At 55.2% G+C, this 15,781-nt stretch carries 17 protein-coding genes and 1 riboswitch; of the genes, 4 read left to right on the top strand and 13 right to left on the bottom strand.

The features are described 5' to 3' along the window. Nucleotides 1–187: 187 nt before the first annotated feature. Nucleotides 188–490, top strand: coding sequence for a type II toxin-antitoxin system RelB/DinJ family antitoxin (locus tag VI895_11485; GenBank protein ID HLG20422.1), 303 nt, complete (start codon nucleotides 188–190; stop codon nucleotides 488–490). Between the two features lie 17 nt (nucleotides 491–507). Beyond that, the gene (locus VI895_11480) at nucleotides 508–810 is read left to right on the top strand and encodes a type II toxin-antitoxin system YafQ family toxin (GenBank protein HLG20421.1); all 303 of its coding nucleotides are present in this window, start codon (nucleotides 508–510) and stop codon (nucleotides 808–810) included. A gap of 578 nt (nucleotides 811–1,388) precedes the next feature. On the opposite strand, the gene VI895_11475 is transcribed toward VI895_11480, so the two are convergent. Beyond that, nucleotides 1,389–2,006: a hypothetical protein gene (locus tag VI895_11475; GenBank protein HLG20420.1), complete on the bottom strand. Its 618-nt coding sequence runs from the start codon at nucleotides 2,004–2,006 to the stop codon at nucleotides 1,389–1,391. Between the two features lie 82 nt (nucleotides 2,007–2,088). Here VI895_11475 and VI895_11470 point away from each other — a divergent pair, with 82 nt between their 5' ends. Continuing rightward, a complete protein-coding gene (locus VI895_11470; GenBank protein ID HLG20419.1) occupies nucleotides 2,089–2,496 on the top strand; it encodes a signal peptidase I in 408 nt (135 codons plus the stop codon). Here VI895_11470 and VI895_11465 read toward each other — a convergent pair. The 3 genes from VI895_11465 to VI895_11455 are packed head-to-tail and all read right to left on the bottom strand — an operon-like array spanning nucleotide 2,493 to nucleotide 4,032. Next, on the bottom strand, nucleotides 2,493–2,831 hold the full coding sequence (locus tag VI895_11465; GenBank protein HLG20418.1) for a PqqD family protein: 339 nt from the start codon (nucleotides 2,829–2,831) through the stop codon (nucleotides 2,493–2,495). The genes VI895_11470 and VI895_11465 overlap by 4 nt on opposite strands. Next, nucleotides 2,828–3,856 carry a radical SAM protein gene (locus VI895_11460; GenBank protein ID HLG20417.1) on the bottom strand — a complete coding sequence of 343 codons (1,029 nt, stop codon included), beginning with the start codon at nucleotides 3,854–3,856 and terminating at the stop codon, nucleotides 2,828–2,830. The genes VI895_11465 and VI895_11460 overlap by 4 nt, the downstream gene beginning before the upstream one ends. Beyond that, complete coding sequence (locus VI895_11455; protein ID HLG20416.1) at nucleotides 3,856–4,032, bottom strand: hypothetical protein; 177 nt, start codon at nucleotides 4,030–4,032, stop codon at nucleotides 3,856–3,858. Before VI895_11455 ends, VI895_11460 begins: the two co-directional genes overlap by 1 nt. A gap of 84 nt (nucleotides 4,033–4,116) precedes the next feature. Here VI895_11455 and VI895_11450 point away from each other — a divergent pair, with 84 nt between their 5' ends. Continuing rightward, a complete protein-coding gene (locus tag VI895_11450) occupies nucleotides 4,117–5,715 on the top strand; it encodes a hypothetical protein (protein HLG20415.1) in 1,599 nt (532 codons plus the stop codon). Here the strand turns inward: VI895_11450 and VI895_11445 are convergent, their stop codons facing one another. The 9 genes from VI895_11445 to VI895_11405 all read right to left on the bottom strand — a co-directional run. Continuing rightward, nucleotides 5,716–9,255 carry an Ig-like domain-containing protein gene (locus VI895_11445; GenBank protein HLG20414.1) on the bottom strand — a complete coding sequence of 1,180 codons (3,540 nt, stop codon included), beginning with the start codon at nucleotides 9,253–9,255 and terminating at the stop codon, nucleotides 5,716–5,718. A 7-nt stretch (nucleotides 9,256–9,262) separates the two neighbouring features. Beyond that, nucleotides 9,263–9,349: riboswitch (cyclic di-GMP riboswitch) on the bottom strand. Between the two features lie 24 nt (nucleotides 9,350–9,373). Then, nucleotides 9,374–10,351 (bottom strand): hypothetical protein, encoded by a 978-nt coding sequence (locus VI895_11440; protein ID HLG20413.1) that lies wholly within the window; start codon nucleotides 10,349–10,351, stop codon nucleotides 9,374–9,376. After that, on the bottom strand, nucleotides 10,348–11,535 hold the full coding sequence (locus tag VI895_11435) for a nucleotidyltransferase family protein (protein HLG20412.1): 1,188 nt from the start codon (nucleotides 11,533–11,535) through the stop codon (nucleotides 10,348–10,350). The genes VI895_11440 and VI895_11435 overlap by 4 nt, the downstream gene beginning before the upstream one ends. A gap of 5 nt (nucleotides 11,536–11,540) precedes the next feature. Beyond that, nucleotides 11,541–11,909: a rhodanese-like domain-containing protein gene (locus VI895_11430; GenBank protein ID HLG20411.1), complete on the bottom strand. Its 369-nt coding sequence runs from the start codon at nucleotides 11,907–11,909 to the stop codon at nucleotides 11,541–11,543. A 107-nt stretch (nucleotides 11,910–12,016) separates the two neighbouring features. Beyond that, nucleotides 12,017–13,687, bottom strand: coding sequence for a tetratricopeptide repeat protein (locus VI895_11425; protein HLG20410.1), 1,671 nt, complete (start codon nucleotides 13,685–13,687; stop codon nucleotides 12,017–12,019). Further along, entirely contained in the window at nucleotides 13,684–14,148 is a 465-nt protein-coding gene (locus VI895_11420) for a 23S rRNA (pseudouridine(1915)-N(3))-methyltransferase RlmH (protein ID HLG20409.1), read from the bottom strand. Before VI895_11420 ends, VI895_11425 begins: the two co-directional genes overlap by 4 nt. A gap of 54 nt (nucleotides 14,149–14,202) precedes the next feature. Next, nucleotides 14,203–14,556 (bottom strand): ribosome silencing factor, encoded by a 354-nt coding sequence (gene rsfS, locus VI895_11415; GenBank protein HLG20408.1) that lies wholly within the window; start codon nucleotides 14,554–14,556, stop codon nucleotides 14,203–14,205. Between the two features lie 93 nt (nucleotides 14,557–14,649). Continuing rightward, on the bottom strand, nucleotides 14,650–15,318 hold the full coding sequence (locus tag VI895_11410; GenBank protein HLG20407.1) for a hypothetical protein: 669 nt from the start codon (nucleotides 15,316–15,318) through the stop codon (nucleotides 14,650–14,652). 13 nt (nucleotides 15,319–15,331) lie between these two features. After that, nucleotides 15,332–15,781 (bottom strand): GTPase (locus tag VI895_11405; GenBank protein ID HLG20406.1); only part of this gene is annotated, 450 nt, incomplete at its 5' end.

Genomic DNA, 15,781 nt, shown 5'->3' with positions numbered 1-15,781 from the left:
CAATAGTAGCTCGTTAGAAATAAACATAGTAATCTCAATAAGTTATGTACAAAAAGATCCAAGCTCCCTGGAATGGTCAGTAGCATTCTGAATAATTCTAGGCAGTTACGCGATGGCCCTCGGCCGGGGTAGTTCGGTTGCTTTGATTTCCAAACGGGGCTACTATGTAGCTACAAGGAGAATACAGATGCTTCCAGCCATTAGAGAGAGTTCCTTCGACGCCAACATTCGGGTTCGGGAAAACAAAAAGATCAAAGACCAAGCAAATGCCATCTGCAAGGCCATTGGGACAGATTTGAGTGCTGTTATCCGAACGTATGTGCGCGCGATTGTAAGGACAAGAAGCATCCCGCGAATGGAGAGCGGATACACTCTTGAAGGCGAAGACATGATCCTGGCCGCTGACAGGGAAATCGATGATGACCGAAAAAGGGGGAAATTGAAGGTGCATAAGAACGTCGATTCTTTGATGGAGGATCTCAAGAAATAGTCTAAATTTCTCCATCGGTGGATCATTCTCCTCCGACGAAGGCTCCGCTTGAAATCGTTAAGTCTCGCCAATTTCGTAAGGGCTACAAAAGGGCCATTGGAAACGACGCTTCAAAGGAAGCTGACCTAAGAGAGGTACTTGAGTCCTTGGTAAGACGAATCCCGTTGGACCAATCTAAGAAAGACCACCCATTGAAAGGAAGACTCAAAGGATTTCGAGATTGTCACGTTCGACCCGATCTTGTGTTGGTGTACCGTGTTGAAGATGACACATTTCTTCGGCTCCACCGAATTGGCAGTCATTCGGAGTTGGGGTTTTAGCCGATAAGATAGCCCTTGAGACCAAAGCTTCGTTTCAGAAGTAGGAAAACTAAAATCCCATTGCTCACGGAGAAAAGACCCGTTTAACATATCCGCATTCATGAGTACGGACGCACCCCGGCGGGGGGGCTTCAGGTGGTGTCCATTTTGGTGTCTATATCTTGTCCGTTTTGAACAACCGAGACCAATAGACATCAACACCTTTAGAAACGGCAGATTTGCGCGTGACAAGGGCCTGAAACGATTTCTATAGCAGTTGCGTTAAGTTGCGAATATCGGGGTTTTTGGATTTTCAGTCCGCTGCTCTACCGACTGAGCTACCTGGGCACAGGAAGAGTCGTCGGCAAGGGCGGCATTTTACTCAGAACTCTCCGTTGAGCGAGAAATTTGGGGGGCCGGGACGGCTCGATAAAGGTCCATAGGACTTCGTCCCGGACCATCGCTTCCACCCGAGTCATCGCGGTTACAACCCTGTCCAGGAAAACGAAACCCTTCACGACAGGGGGGAGTCGACCGTTCACACGCCTGCGCTGCCACGGAGCAGCGAGTCAGCCAACCAGAAACAGTTGGCTTCTAGATTAATCGATCGTGTCGGTTTCCGAAAACGATACGCTCTGGCCGCAGACGGAACCGGATGCCGTCGAATTTACTACGTTGTCGGCAATGGTCGAGTTTACGCTGATGGAGACCCCGCACGTGCCGCTTGTGACGTTGTCGCCCGAAACATCGATGTTTCCTGTGATGTCGGCCGAAACGGACCCGCCGATAGACGTTTCTGAAAACGTGAAATCAAAGCCGCCGTTGTTGGTCACTGAGCCGCTCAACGTAAGATTGTCCCCCTCTTCCGTTTGGACAATGCAATCATTGAAGGTGCTCGTCACGCCATAGTCGGCCGAGGCCGAGGATTGTGTGAACTCATTTACGGTGGTGGTGCCGGCGGTCGAAATGGACCCGCCGCCTTCACAGGTGAACGTCCCATCGACGGCCGCGGAACCGGTGCCTTGTGAGCGGACGGCGAGCCTTCCGAATCCCCCGCCTTGCACCGCAGCTCCGGTGCCCTCGCCCACGGCGCTCGCGACCGCCTCCGCCTGTGTCTCAGTCAAGGTCGTCGTCGACGCCGGGGCGTCGTCGTCCGAGCATGCGCCCACATACAGGAGCCCAAAGATCGCCAAGCCAGTGAAAAAAACTTTCTTCATGAATGCCTCCGAGAAAAGTTGATCCAAACATCTTAGGGAGTTTCGTACAAAAGAGAAATTTTCGTTTTTGGGGGTAGGATCGATGTCCGTGCCGCTCGTTCCGATGGAAATGGTCGGTGTAAGCATGGCGCCGTGGCTGTGCCGGGGGGATATCCTACTGGTGGATGTCGGCGTATCCGCGAATGAATTAAAGCCGGGGGACGTGGTTGTTGTACAGCCGGACGGGCAGGAGTTGCCTTTAGTTCACCGAGTGGTGAGAAAGGAAGGCCTCGCGATCCAAACGAAAGGGGATCGCAACGCCGATTTGGATCCCCCCTGGTTTCCTCAACATTTGGTCGGGCGGGTGACTCAAAGGCACCGTGGGGGGCGATGGAAAACGCTCTCGGGGGGTAAGTTATTGCTTTGGATTTCGCTCGGCCGTTTTTATCCGGGGCAGAGAATTCCGGCATGGTTCAGCCGCTCCAACGTTAAGCGCCGGCTCGGCTTCTAAGTTGAGCGGATCGGATTTTCTTTTTTGGATTTCCGGGCTTGTTCAACGGAGTAATCGGCGGGGGGAGCGCTCTGACTCTGAATGAGGCGCTCACGCTTCATTTGTTCGACCAATTCGTTGGTGTCGGCCAGGGCTCGCTCGAGGCTGGTGTTGTATCGCTTGCAAAGATCGGCCGCGACCTCGTCCGGATTCTTTCCCGCAGATAGCTGCTGCCAAATGATCTGTCCCGTTTCGTTGAGGCGGTAGTAATTTTTCGTCTCCAGATTTAGGACGATTCCTTCCGTCGGATCGAGGTCGGCGTATATGACTTTCTTTTCATCGATCGCATAACTCATTTCTTACCTCCGGCGGAAAAGTACGGATCCTGCTGGACCCATTCATTTTGGGGAAAATCCCGCATCCATTCGACTTTTTTGAAATGCTTCATGCAACTCCAGCAATGAAAGTTATCCAAGTCGTGCATCGTGCCGTCCGCCATCTTTTGAAGGCGGCTGGCGTAGACTTTATTGTACGTCTGGAGCAATGCGCCGTGTGCGGTCTCTAGCGGTGTTTTTGTGAGGTCGGCTACGACGTCCGCCTCACCGTCGCTCCCTTCCAGGTTGGAGAGCTGGCAGCAGGTGGTCAACCGGCCGCGGTGATCGACGTTCAGCGCGCCCAATTTAAGAAACCGACAATGGGCGATAGGCGTTTGATCGTAGAATCCCGCCGACAAGACGATCGGCATTCGAAATCGGCCTTGGAGATCACAAATCTCTTGCTCAACCTGCCGTTCTTCCTCGGGAGAGTGCATCAGACCGTGCTCAACGGCGTGCGGCGTCGGTTGCATGTGAGCGATATGAAGGCGGTTGGTGTTCATTTTGGAGCAGAGCAGAGCCATGGCCTCAAGTTCGTGGCGATTTCCACGATGGACGACCATTTGTGCGACACATTCGAGGTTGTGCGACTTGACCGTGGCAACGCAGGCCAACGCTCTTGCGAAAGAGCCAGGACCCCGGATGGCATCGTGGGTTTCCGCCGTGGCACCGTCGAGGCTGACGGAAACGCCGATCCACTGGGGATTCCCAAAGAGATGAAAAACTTTTTGAAAGACCGATTTGTAATTGAATCCGTTCGTGACGAAGTGGAACGTGTATCCTTTCCGAATAATCAGTTCGAGAATATCCACAAAATGGGAATGAAGCGTGGTTTCGCCGCCCGTCATCGCAATATGGGGTTTGTGGTAGTGCCCGGCCTGGTCCAAGATTTTTTCGACGGTCTCGTAGGGGATTTCGTTTACTTTGTCGAGATCGGCCCGAAAACAATGGGCACAACGAAGATTGCAGTGTCGGGTAAGCTCAATCCCGATATAAAAATCGACCATTAGAAAACGGTCGCTCCAGGTGCGACGGGAGAAGCTGTCGCCGCGGCGGGAGCGCCGGGTACCGGGGGCGCGCCCGTTACGACCGGAACCTTTTCATTCATTCGTTCCAGTTTGGGTTTCACGTACGGCTTACGTTCCGGTTCCCGCGGTTTCTTCGAAGAATCATCCTTTTTCATCGCCTCAGCATATCTCCGGATCGAGCGGCGTCAACGGAACGATTAACCTCTCGTCATCAAAAGTAAATTTGATAGGATCACGCCATGATTCGGCATATCTCCATTCCAGGGTTGCTCCTTTTATGCACGTGTAGCTTTCCTCACGATATCAACGGCCGGGTTGTTGATCGAACCGGTACAGTTCAGGCGGGTGTCGTCGTGCGGTTCATTTCCATCGACGACGCCGGAAACGAGGTCTCTGAAATCGATAAGACTGTCACGGATCGGGACGGGGATTTTGATTTCGGCACGGAAGACAGTGCCGGTTCGACGCTCATTCTTCAGGCGGAGCTTCCGAGTGGGCCTCTGCGAGCCTTCGCGGCGGTCGACAATCCTCAAGATGTCGACGCGATCTCGGACGCCCTGGTCTCGGCGGTTCTGTACGTTACGGAAACGCCGGGAGGGCGGAGCCTGTCCGATTTTACGGCGGAAGAGATCAACTCTCTTTCAGCTTCGGCGCGGGAAACGCTTTTAGCCGACACGGCGCTCGACCTCACGGATTCGAATGCGGTGATCGGGGCACTGATCTCGTCCGTCGGAAGAAAAATCGCCGATGCGGCGGGGGGCACGATATCCGCCGTCCCGATTGCGGATGTCGCGGCACCGGACGTGACGTCGTCGCCCGGACCCTTCGTAAGCAACGGATTTTGCGATGTTTTGAATTTTCACGGCGCCTTTTTTGACTTCGACATCAACGAAGGCGGGGTGATCTGCAATGTCGAGGCTGCTGTCTGCGGCGGGACGGTGACTGATTGTGTCGGCGATGCGTTCGATGGAGCGGTGGCCTTAACGGTCGAGACCGAAACTTTCTGCGATGTAAGCGACCCACTTTGCGGTCAAACGGGTTTTCCCGGCGACGCGGATTACAACACCAGCGCTCCTTCGCCTCCCGCTCTGCTCGAGGACGACCGCGAACTTGCGCTCGGCCCGGTGATCAGCGATTCGGGGAGCCTGGAGGTTACCCGCAAGGTCCTGACTCTCGAAAATCAGGACGTCGTTCGGCATTTGGATATTTTCAAGAATCTTGCGGGTGCGGATTTGCCGTTGTCATTTACGATCATAGGAGAATTCGGGGGAATCCCGCCGTACCGGTTGGTCACGGCGCAAGACGATGCGACAGAGTTTACGAAAACCGTTGATTTTGGAGCCTTCACCACGATGGTTGCGAACGCCCGCAATCCTCTGATCGGATTCGTGATCGCCGGACCGGGAGCTTCGGTGCGCCCCGATACGGTCATATTCCCGCTGGATGTCGGGGGGCGGTATGAAATCAAATACTCTCTTACGCTTGCGCCCTCGGAAACGGCCGTATTTGCCCACTATTCGTACGTGTCTCCGTCGTTTTCGGCCGATCATGCCAAGGCGGACCTCCAATTGATTTACGAGTCTCCCGATATGACCGGAATGTCAGCCGTGGAACTCAATCATCTGAGGAATTTTCGACCGAGCGTGGGCAATGTCTTGGGCGAAGCCGGATCGGTGGCGAGTAACGCCGCGCTTACATTCACGGACTCCGCCGGAGCGATTACCTCGGTTCAGGCCGGGCGGGATGGGAGTTTTAAAGCGACCGTGAGCGCGATCTCGGGGGATACGGTTTCCGTGACCGGAAGCGACGGGACGTCTGCGTCAGTGGTTGTGCCCTGATTACGTTCGAAACGTCGAGATCCAGTCGGTCGGATTTGACGGGGAGTCGCAGCTTCCGACTGTTGACGTCGAGCAACTCAAGCCGTTATTCCCGTCGTCGACGAGCTTGGTTTTCAACCGGACCGTATACGTCGTGTTGTTCTGATAGACCGTTTGGGGCGAGACCGTGATGATCTTGCGCGTGGAATCGAGCGAGATCGTGAGGTCCCCTTTGGGGGGCGCGCCTCCGCCTTGAGGCGTGACCGAAACGTTGCCGTTGACGATCGTGTCGGGGTCCACCTCCTCGGAGAGCGTGATCGTGACGAGGGTGTTCGTCGGTTGATTGGTGGAACCGTTCGCCGGAGACACGTTGGAAACGTAAAGCGCCGGCGAGGACGCGTTGCTTTCCGTCGTGAACTGGAACGTCGTGAACGACTGGAGCGGGAGGCCGGAAATATTCTGGAGTCCGGTTTTCAAGTTGATCGTGTAGGTCTCGAGGTTCGCGAGAAGACTGACCGGATTTACGATGATCGACTTGGCGTCGGCGCTCATCGAAAGGCGCACGGGAACCTTGCTCGAGTCGATGTTCCGGATCAGCTGGACGTTGTTCAAAATGTTGACCGTGCTCGGATCGATCTCCTCGTTGAACGTGAGATAGATGCTCCGCCACCGCGGGACGTTCGTTGTGCCGGAAGGAATCGTGATCGGCACCGCCGAGGAATACGGCGGCGAATACGAGGACGCGGAATCGAGCACCGGACCCGTACTGTCGACGTCGTTCGGCGGAGCCGCGTTCGTCGTCATGAACGTGGACGTAAAAGTCGTGGCTCCATTGCCGGTGAGGTCCTTGACGCCGTTGGTCACGTTCACCTGGTAGGTCGTATTTCCCGTCAGATCGGACGACGGGGTAAATCGGACGTTGATTCCGTCGGACATCAGACGGAGCGTTCCGGTTACGTGCGTCGTGCTGGGGGGGATCGTCACATAGACTGAATTGTCCGTGATGGAAGAGGCCTGAACCGCCTCGGAGAACGTGAGGATCACCTTCGCGTTGATCGGAATCCCCGTGGCCGTGTTACCCGGCGCCACGCCGATGACGCGGGGCGGCAGTTCTTCATCTTTAAACTCCGTGTTGAACGAACTCGTGACATCGGCCGAACTGGACGGATATCCCAGCGGATTTCCCGCGAGATCCTTGACGCACGTTGTGCAGCCGAGGGAACCGCTTTTTACCGTGACGCGGTACGGTTTGTTCTTTGTGAGCGGTGCGCTGAGCTGTGTGAACGTGGCCGACAGACCGTCCTGTGCGACCGTCACCGAACCGCTCACGCCCGTGGCCGGCGTCGTGCTCGTGTTTTCGAGGAGGATGGTTCCCGTGTGGACGGTGTTCGGGTCGATCTGTTCGTCGAAGGCGACGACGACGGCGGTATAAATGCTGACATCCGCTGAATTGTCGGCCGGTGTAATTGCGGTGACGTTCGGACCGGTGGCGTCAGGTGAACTCTGCACGGTGAACTGCGAGGTCTGCGGGTTCAATAAATAGTTCAGGGCTAGGTCCTGGCATAGATATTCAACGGAAACCAAGTATTGGGCGCCCAGGTCCAACGGATCGATCGGCGTCAGCGTGGCCGTCAGGCCGTCCGACGACAGCGACACGGACGCGGCAATAGGTTCGTTCGTGCCGTCGTTTTCCAAATGGATGTTCGTCGTATTGATGGAACTCGGGAGCATCGGCTCGCTGAATGTGATCTGGGGGAGAATATTCTCATTTACGTTGGTGGCTTGGTCGGGCGGGTAGAATGCGACGATCGTCGGCTGCGTCGTATCCGTTGCGGCACCGGATGTGAAAGAGGACGTGAAATTGGCCGCGAGGGTGTTTGTGGCGAGATCGGTAACGGTCGTAGTGACCGTGATTGTGTAACTGGCGCTTTGGCACAGATTTGCGGTAGGCGTGAGCGTTATCGTCTTTCCGTCCGCGGAAACGGATCTCGTGCCGGCCACCGGACTCGTGCAACCGCCGGTCGCGGTTGTAAGCGTAAAACTCGCGCTGGTGATCGTCGATGCGAGAACGGCCTCGTTGAATGTGACCTGGATGCTCGTATTGAGAGATACGCTCGAGGCCCCGTCCTGGGGGTAGACGGCGGTCACATAAGGCGCGGTTGAGTCGCTTCCGGACGTCTTGAATTGGGATAGCGTTGTGGCCGAATAAGAGTTGGTGGCGGCATCCTGAACGTAGTTGCCGCCGCAGGGAGTTCCGGAAATGTCGCTGACGCCGCAGACGACGACGCAATAGATCGTGTTCTGCAACAAAGTACCTGACGGGTCGATCGAGACTTCGGACGCGGAGGGCTGACTGACGGCCCGGCCGATCGCGCCCCCTGTAAAGGAAGAGCAGTTTTGCACGCCGCCGTCGCGGTAGAGCAAGAAGGTAGAAGTGGAGACCGTTGAGGCCAGGAGGTCGCCGTCAAATGTAATAAGGACATTTCCGTTCGGGCTGAAGTTGATCGAATTGTTGGGAGGAAGGATCGAAACAACCTCCGGGTTCTGATTGTCGTGAACGATCACCAAAACCGTCGCCGGGCTTTCATCGACGCCGTCCCCTTGGAAGACCGATACGGTGTTCGACTCATTCGTCTTCAGACTATAGTCCACGACCACGGTGCCCGCCGATGCATTGAGGTCGCATGTATTTACGACGCCGTCGGTGTCATCGGCGCATGTTACTTCAGAAGAGCCACCCGAAATTCGGACCTGGTTTGCCGGCGAATTGAGAGTCACGGTGAAAAGAGGCGAAGAATCGTTGACGGGCGACCCCGTCGGGTTCACGGACACCGAGGGTGCCGGGATCGTTCCGGCCAAGCGGCCGAAGACATCGGTATAAAAACCGAAACTCCCGGCCCGGTTGAGCTTGAATTGCATGAACGCGCATTCCGAGGACTCGGAAACCCCAAGTTGAGTGTCGCCGTTGAGGAGTGTGGAGAAATTCCAGCCGGGGTCGTCCGCATAGTTCCCTACCGTCGTGGAATCGTCATCGGGCCACATCGTGTCGAATTGTCCGTTTGAGTTCGAGTCGCAGTTCGAAAGCGTGATCGGATTCGGCAGGCAGCCCTGGCCATCCAGGTTGGTATTGATTTCGGTAACCAACGGGGGGGCGTCAATGAAATACATGCCTGTGACTCGAAATTCGATGGGGGAAAGGATCGTGGAAGCGCTCACATTGTTAATCTTAAAATTGTGGCTCACAACTTTTGTCGCACCATTCCAGTTGGATGGGGCGCAATTGGAAATCGTAACGAGACCCAGGTTGTCCTTGATGGAATCGTCCCAGTCGAGAAGGGAGTGATTTCCTCCGGACACCGCTTGACCGGCTTTAAGCCCGCTTCGGCTTGTCTCGATAGGTTGAACGGTTACATTTTCGGTGAGGGCGTCGTAAGTAATTTCAAACGAGCCTAATAGGACCGGTTCGGAATCTTTCTGATCGCGGCTCGAACAATTAAGAAAAAAAAGACCGAGTAGAACGGCGAGCGTTCTGAGGAGAAAATTATGTGTGAATCGTCTCATTTATCAGTTCGACAGCCCAGCCACCAGGCACCGTTACTGCCTGGCCCGTGGTTTTGCGTGTCTCGAGTCCCCTCGAAACGTGCCTTTTCGTTGATAAACGAATTATCCGCGAACTCCTCTAGTATAACCGGTGAGAGTCAACGCTTCCACTACGGAATGCGACGATAAAATGTGAACTAAAGTTTGCAAATTGGATGGGGGATCGGCGTCGAAAGCGGTATTGATAAGTGTTGCCCTTCAAGATCGCCCGGATCGAATCAAGGTGGAGTCCGGCCGCAGGGGGATGGCCGAGAATCATCGGATTTTCTTCCAGAATCACCTTAAAAATGGCGCTTCGCGGGACCGGAATCAACGCCTCCTCTGTTCCCGTATCGGACAGCAGGACGATATCCGTTGGTAGAGCGTAGGGCGCACGCCAATGCCCCGGCAGAGCCTTGAGCGGAATGCGTATTTTCCCGCGGTCGTTCACGCCGAGGGGGACGATTTCGATTTTTTCCGCCGTTTCGCGGGGTAGAGAAAGTTCCTGTTCCAGCGGACGGATCGTATTCGCGGCCGAATCGATCAAGAGATTGTCGTCCGCCACAATTCGATAGCCATGACGAATCAAGGAGATGGCAAGCGTGGATTTGCCCGCTCCGCCACGTCCTAAAACGAGGATGGAACGGGAGTTGTTGGTGACCAAGGCCCCATGCACGTAAAAAAACCCTCGGGTCCGAAGCAACTCGACGACGGACAGCAGGGCGAACGTCCGGCCGAAGAAATGAGCGTCGGCGAGCGTTGATTCGTCAACGGCAAGACACGCGCTTCCCGTTGGATAAGTAACTTCGGCCACCGACGTTCCGTCGGTGAACGTGAGTACGTCGTTATTCACGCTCCCCCAGAGGGGGCGGGATCGAATCCAATTCAACTGCTTCGGGATCTTTTCGGTTTTCCGAATCGTCGGGCCCGTCGCCCGTTCAATCCGAAGGTTCAGAACCGGATCCATTGCATGGGATGCCGCGTAGGGTTCAAGCCGATCACAGAGGAGTTCGGCAGCTTTTTCCATGTCGGATTCCACGACCAAGGAAACGCCGTGAATATCAAATCCCCATCTCATGAAACCCGCAGTTCGCGTGAAACAGTTTGCCCGTGAGCGGCCATGAGACGAAAGGGGCGAAGAGCGCGACGGAACCATAAGGAGGGATCATCCGGGCTCCGCCCGTAGCGAATGGCAGCGGCATGCCGGGATAAGAAAATATTTCGCCAAAGCGTACGGAGCGGAGAGGGGCTCTGTCGGATCCAGTACATGGGCGTAACCCGGCTGTCCCAGGCTTTTTCCGACAGAGCAAAAATTTCCGTCGCGGGAGTGAGCGTTTCGCCGAGGAGGCGAACGCTCGGCAGGTCGGTAAATATCGCTTTCAAATGGCGGAGCACCGGATCGAGAAGATACCGGACAGACCATCGATCGATATTGCGGCGTATTTGATCGATGTTCAGGGGATGAAGATCTTCCCATTTCGCAAGATCGAGAAGAATTCCCAAACCGCCGGAAAAGCGATGCATATGGTAATTCATCGCCAGGTGAAGCCAGACAAAATCCGGAAGCAACGCCGGCATGTCGAGTTTCGGCTCTTCCAGCCGGACGAAGTCGCCTGAAGCATAGAGCTCCTCTTCGGAGATCTTGTGCGGGAGCTTGTACGAGACGATATGCGTATGAAGTTCCACAACGGCGGCACCCCGAAAAAGAGCAAGTTCGTCAATTTCAATCGGAAATGGAGCATGTAGCAGCCATTGCGGGGGCGGCCAGGGGAACGCATGAGGCAAAACGAATGAAAACCGAGCGGTCATAAGTCGCTGAAGAGTCTGAATCAGAAACCTTGAAGGGACCAACAGGTCGATGTCGCCGCACGGTCGAAGGTGGGCGAGCCGGTGAGCCCCATGTGCAATGACGAGCCCTTTCAGAATTCGAAAAGGGATATCGGCCAAAGAGGATACGATCTCAGCGACTTGGGCACACTGAATCGAATAGCGGACGCGTATCCCGTCGTAGATTCTTGGCGCCTGATCGCGGGCCAGCGGAGGGAGGGACGGAATGTCCTTGGCCAGATAAACGAGGTAACCCAGAAGGCGGTGCCGGCCCGCCAAAGGAGTCAGTGCGCGCCAGTCGTCGTCACTCTTAACGTGGGCGCCGGTTAATTCTTTGGCCGCGTCCAATGGGTCATTGCGCAAAAGACGGGCGAATTCCCAAAGGAATTTTTCAGGCTTTGCGCGCACGGGACCGTCGTGTTGTAGCCCGTGCAAGCCGCCTATTTTTCGGTCGGGAGTTTCTTTTCCGTCCAGCCCCGCCAGCCGCCGTCCATGGAATAGACGTTCGTGTAACCCATCCTTTGTAAATTATCGGCGGCCAGTGCGGAACGGAAACCTCCGCCGCAATAAAGAACGATCTCCGTCTTCTTGTCCGGGACTTTCGCTTCAATGTCCCGTTCGATGATCCCCTTTCCGAGATGTACGGCCCCCTTAATATGGCCGGCGTTCCATTCGCTCTCCTCGCGCACGTCGATCAACGAGAATCGCTGGTCGCGCTTCATCTTGTCCGCCGCTTGGTCGACGGTCAGTTCCTTAATTCGTTTCTTTGCATCATTGACGATGTTGAGAAATTGAGGTGCATGAGCCATTTGAAAAATCTCCTTTCCTATTCAATACGGCAGCGGGTTTCCTTTGTAATCGAAAAACGATCCGTCATAGCGCCAACGTAGTAGCGGCATTCATGCCAAAAATCAACCTACTCCAGGCGTTGGAGTCCCGCTCGGGCGGCCGGATGATCGGGGAGCCGAGCGAGGGCTTGATGAAATGCGCGCCGAGCTTCCTCTTTCCTCCCACTCTTTTCCAAAAGGATGCCGTAATTCAAATAGGAAAGACCAAACTGCGGAAAGGTTTCGATGGCGAGGCGGAAATGTTCTTCGGCGAGTTTGGTTTCTCCGACCTGAGCTTCGACGATCGCGAGATTGACCAGGCGCCGCACGTCCAGCTTCGACGTTGAAATGACGTGAATCTGACTCGCGAGTTCGTCTTTGGGCATCCCCGCTTGAAACGCGGAGTAGAGGGCGTCTACGGCGTAAATATGATTTCCCGGCTCGACTCTCGCTGCCTCACGGTATGCCTCCGCAGAGTCCTGAAACCGTCCGTCGGCCTGCAAAACCGCTCCTAAGCCCTCCCACGCCAATCCGCTCCGGGGATAGGTGTCGGCCACGTCACGCCAGATCAGATCGGGATGGCTGTATCGCTGATTTTGAATCACCGATCGAACGCTTGAAAGGAGAGCGAGCAAAATGAAAAGAATCCACCCGAGTTTCGGACGAAGAGAAGAGAGCGTCACGGCGACAAGAATCGATAAACCGGCGATGGGCAGATAAAGGCGGATTGGGTCCATCACGAAATAAAGTGGCGTCGGCCCGAGGGTGGGGCTTAGAACCAACCAAAACAGCGCGACGGCGAAAGAAAGTAACGGTTCGCGCCGGTATCGAACGATCGGAAAAATGGATCCGGTGGCCAGCAAAACGCAAAGCAAAGCGCCTCGCCAGGGAAATCCGGTAACGAGAAGCGGGTCGTCAAAGAGGAGCGGCCGCGGGAGCAACCATTGGCCCAGGTATTGAGGGACCACGGAAATTTGTTGAAGAACGTACGCGGAGGCCGAAACCAACCGCCGATCGGGTAGTGTCGCATGATGGGCCGCAAGCCAGGAAGGCATATGGAACAGGCGCACCCAAGTGAAAAGGCCGCCAATCACGAAAATAGAGAAATAGAGGAGGCGTGTCGCTCTTTGTCGAAAAGCGGAGGGAATGCCGAAGAAGAAGAAATCCAAGGACAAGAACAACAAAGGCAGAATCAAACCCGATTCTTTCGTCGTGATTGCCGATACGAAAAGGAGGATCTGTATCGCGACAATTTTTCCCCGATATCGCGAACGGTTTCGTTCGTTCACGTGAAGAAGCATGGCCGTGAGAAGGAGGGTGGCTTCGAGGAGGGAGCTTCGTTTCCAAAGAAAATTGATCCCGAGCGTCTGAAGCGGATGAGTCAGAAAAAGAAGGCCCGCCATCCAGGCGACGGGAAAATTTGCCTCGGAATTGGACAGGCGGTGTATCAAGGCGAACAGGAGGATCGCGTTCGTCGTGTGCAGAATCAGATTGCCGATGCGCAAGGAGAGCGGGCTGTCCCCGAGCAAGGCTAGATTTGCCCAGAAGCTCAGCATGAGTGTTGGGCGATAACCGCTAAAAAGGTGATTGCTATCGATAAAAAAACTTCGAAACCAAATCAATGGATCGTTGAGCTGCCGAAGCCAAACATTGTCTCGGAGGACCATGACGTCGTCGAAATAGTACGGATTCGCGAGCGCCCAGCCGAAGACTACCAAGGACGCCGTACCGAATATGAGCGGAACGCGCCGCGGAATCATGGATGGTGATACGGGCTGCCCGCGCGCCAAGAGAGCACACGGTAGATTTGTTCGATCAAGAGTAAGAGTGCCAGTCGGTGAGGGAGCGTAAGAGGCGAGAGCGAAATCGTCCGATCCACCGAGGAGGGTGCGTCGGATGGAAACCCGTACGAGCCTCCTACGAGAAAAACCACGCGATTTCGGGCCGACTTTTGAGCTTGGTCGAACAGGGTGGCGAATGCTTCCGTCGTAACCCGGTCTCCATTTGGATCGAGCAGAATGGAATAGCTCTGTTTGGGAATCTGTTTTTGGATTTCTTGCCAGGTGGCATCGGCGCGCTGCGCAGGTGTTGAACCCGACGCCTCCTTTATCCTTCGGATCGAACACGGTGCGAAGGATTGAATTCGATGGAAATAGTCGTCCATCCAGACCCGTTCATCGGATCGCAAGGTGCGGCCGACGCATAGAATGTCGATGATCACTGGTGTTCCGAATCCGACATATCTTGATCGTCGGATTCGGAACACTAAAAAGGATTATAGGTGACGGCGCTTCGCGGGTCGCCGCGTTCGTTTTCGGGCCAAGTCGGACGGCGTCACGGTTCGCGCGTGCGACCACAATTTGTCCAGATTGTATACGGCTCGGATCGGTTTATAGAAGATATGAACGATTACGTCTCCCAGATCAAGGAGCACCCATTCCCCGTGGCTGTATCCTTCGGCTTGGCGGGAGGTCCCCTGCGCTTCGAGAATAGAATCGGCCAACGCCCGGGCGTGTCGCGTGGACGTTGCGCTCATCAGAATGAAATAGTCGGCGTAATTACAATGGGAATTGACGTGAAGGATTCGCAGATCTTGAGCCTTATGAGACTGCGCTGTCTCTGCGGCCAACAGCGCTTTCGCGCGGGGTTCTATAAGTTGTTCCTCCGGTCGAACATAAAAAATTATACCAAAAGAAGGGAAGCTTGTGCAATGCGGATGCAATCAACGAGCCGCCTTTTTTCCGGATAGGGGGGGCACGATGGAAAACTTCCGATGCGTCGCCGGCGAAATGGAATAGCGCACTTCAAGATTGCTGATATTTTTTTGGGGACCGGAGTCGGCTGCTTTCGGGCGAAACGTTCCCTCGAGAGGCAGTCCCGTAGCCGGATCCACGCAGACGCTTGCGTATTTTGTGGCCCAACAGGTCAGTTTTTCCCGCGAAGACGAATTCGATGCCTCCGAAAGGAAGCCGTTCTCGTACAAGGAGAATACTTCTCGAAGGGCCCGGTTGGCCCACCGGTCGAACTCCATTTGGTGCCGGACGGCGGTAAAGTCGCTCCCCTTCCCGAGCCTCAAATAAACCTTTCCGTCCACGTAGATCGCCTCAACGGGAGACTCGGAAGAAAGCGGTGCGCGGATAAAATGGTAATTGCCTCGTTCGTCGCGCTCCAAAAAACTTCTTCCTTCGATTTGTTCTCCTTTTTCTCGATCCCCGAGGGTGAGCTTGCTGTGGGAGGAAAATTGAAATGCGCCGTACGCGTTGGCGTACAGCGCAAAGGGCGACGGATGGGAAATCACATCCGCGAGCTCCAGCGGCTGATGCGGATCGTCCGCGGGGGTTGGGGCGGAAGAGACCTCGGAGCCCGGTCCCGAACAGCCGATGGCGAACAATGTGATGAATAGGTTAAGAAAAGACCTTAAATAGAGCGCGCCAGAAAAGTTTGATGTGACGTTTGGTTTTCGCGGAAATTGCGACAGGGTTCCATCCATGTTTTTGAATCTCCTCCACGTTTGCCCGGATCTCGGCGTCTGTCAAAAGATCGATTTTGTTCAAAACGAGGAGAGAGCGTTTTTGAAGAAGCAGTTCGTCATGGAGACCGATCTCGTTGCGCGTCGTCTCGAAGTCTTTCCACGGCTTAAAGGGATCCTCCCGGTCGGCGGAAACGAGGTACACAAGCGCCCGCGTCCGTTGAATGTGCCGAAGAAACCGCGTTCCCAGTCCTACGCCGGCGTGAGCGTCCTGGATCAGACCGGGAATATCGGCGATCACGATTCGTTTGCCTTGATGTACGGCGGTTCCGAGCGCCGGGGAGAGCGTCGTGAACGGGTAGGCGGCGACTTTCGGGCGGGCGGG

This window comes from Bdellovibrionota bacterium (assembly GCA_035292885.1).
Classification (GTDB): Bacteria; Bdellovibrionota_G; JALEGL01; order JALEGL01; family DATDPG01; genus DATDPG01.
The sequence above is the reverse complement of the archived record's forward strand: the minus strand, read 5'-3'. Positions and strand labels throughout refer to the sequence as shown.

Bases quoted from the DNA above. Each gene is read 5' to 3' on its own strand.
- VI895_11485 (HLG20422.1), top strand. From the start codon at position 188: ATGCTTCCAGCCATTAGAGAGAGTTCCTTCGACGCCAACATTCGGGTT.
- VI895_11475 (HLG20420.1), bottom strand. From the start codon at position 2,006: ATGAAGAAAGTTTTTTTCACTGGCTTGGCGATCTTTGGGCTCCTGTAT.
- VI895_11470 (HLG20419.1), top strand. From the start codon at position 2,089: ATGTCCGTGCCGCTCGTTCCGATGGAAATGGTCGGTGTAAGCATGGCG.
- VI895_11465 (HLG20418.1), bottom strand. From the start codon at position 2,831: ATGAGTTATGCGATCGATGAAAAGAAAGTCATATACGCCGACCTCGAT.
- VI895_11460 (HLG20417.1), bottom strand. From the start codon at position 3,856: ATGGTCGATTTTTATATCGGGATTGAGCTTACCCGACACTGCAATCTT.
- VI895_11455 (HLG20416.1), bottom strand. From the start codon at position 4,032: ATGAAAAAGGATGATTCTTCGAAGAAACCGCGGGAACCGGAACGTAAG.
- VI895_11450 (HLG20415.1), top strand. From the start codon at position 4,117: ATGATTCGGCATATCTCCATTCCAGGGTTGCTCCTTTTATGCACGTGT.
- VI895_11445 (HLG20414.1), bottom strand. From the start codon at position 9,255: ATGAGACGATTCACACATAATTTTCTCCTCAGAACGCTCGCCGTTCTA.
- VI895_11440 (HLG20413.1), bottom strand. From the start codon at position 10,351: ATGAGATGGGGATTTGATATTCACGGCGTTTCCTTGGTCGTGGAATCC.
- VI895_11430 (HLG20411.1), bottom strand. From the start codon at position 11,909: ATGGCTCATGCACCTCAATTTCTCAACATCGTCAATGATGCAAAGAAA.
- VI895_11425 (HLG20410.1), bottom strand. From the start codon at position 13,687: ATGATTCCGCGGCGCGTTCCGCTCATATTCGGTACGGCGTCCTTGGTA.